This window comes from Belnapia mucosa, from assembly GCF_016775475.1.
GTDB lineage: Bacteria > Pseudomonadota > Alphaproteobacteria > Acetobacterales > Acetobacteraceae > Belnapia > Belnapia mucosa.
The window spans coordinates 1-1,077 of the sequence record NZ_JAEUXJ010000074.1 but is presented as its reverse complement, the minus strand read 5'-3'; the positions used below and the strand labels follow the sequence as shown (position 1 = coordinate 1,077).

Genomic DNA, 1,077 nt, shown 5'->3' with positions numbered 1-1,077 from the left:
GGCCTCGCCGGCGACGACACGCTGTCTGGCAATGCCGGCAAGGATACGCTGGACGGCGGCACCGGCGCCGACAGCATGGCGGGCGGTACGGGTGACGATGTCTATGTCGTCGACAACGCCGGCGACAGCGTGACCGAACTGCCTGGCGGCGGCATCGACACCGTCTTCGCCAGCCTCAACTACAGCCTCGGCGCCAATCTCGAGACCCTGGTCCTCACCGGCAGCGCCACGGTCGGCATCGGCAACGAGCTCGCCAACCGGCTCTTCGCCACCGAGGCCGGCGGCTCGCTCTACGGCCAGGGCAGCGACGATACCCTCACCGGCGGCGCCGCCACCGACTACCTCTATGGCGGGGACGGCAATGACAGCCTCGCAGGCGGCGGCGGCATCGATCTCCTCGTCGGCGAGGCCGGCAACGATACCCTCGACGGCGGCACCAGCCCCGCCGGCTTCGGCAACCTCCTCTTCGGGGGCGCCGGCAACGACCTCTACCTGGTCCATAGCGGCCTCGACCTGGTCGACGAGGGCAACCTTCCCGCCTATGCCGCCTACGGCTTCGGCGGCTTCGACACCATCATCTCCACCGCCAACTTCACCTGGGACCTCTACTCCGTCGCCGAGCGCATCGTCATCGCCGAGGGCGCCGACGACCCGGACGGCACCGGCACCACCGCCGTCGGCTCCGTCTTCGACAACGAGATGATCGGCAACGCCGGCAACAACGTCCTCTTCGGCCGCGGCGGCTCCGACACCTACCGCGCCGGCGACGGCACCGACTTCATCTCCCTCTCCACCCTCGGCGTCACCGATGTCGGCAGCTACGTCGCCCGCGGCCACAACACCATCATCGTCGACCCCCGCCAGTCCGGCGCCGTCTCCTACGACATCGTCTTCGAGTTCAACCCCACCAAGGACAAGGTCGACCTCACCGCCTACCACTACGCCAACGCCGCCGCCGTCCTCGCCAAGGCCACCGACGACGGCGCCGGCAGCACCTACATCGCCCTCGGCGACGGCCTCGACTACCTCTACCTCGTCGGCATCACCAAAGCCCAACTGCTCGAAAGCGACTTCGTC

1 protein-coding gene is annotated in these 1,077 nt (G+C 68.8%); it reads left to right on the top strand.

All coding sequences use genetic code 11. The features are described from left to right. Positions 1-1,077, top strand: a 1,077-nt coding sequence (locus JMJ55_RS30395) for a calcium-binding protein (protein ID WP_407927579.1), incomplete at both ends; no start/stop codon positions are given.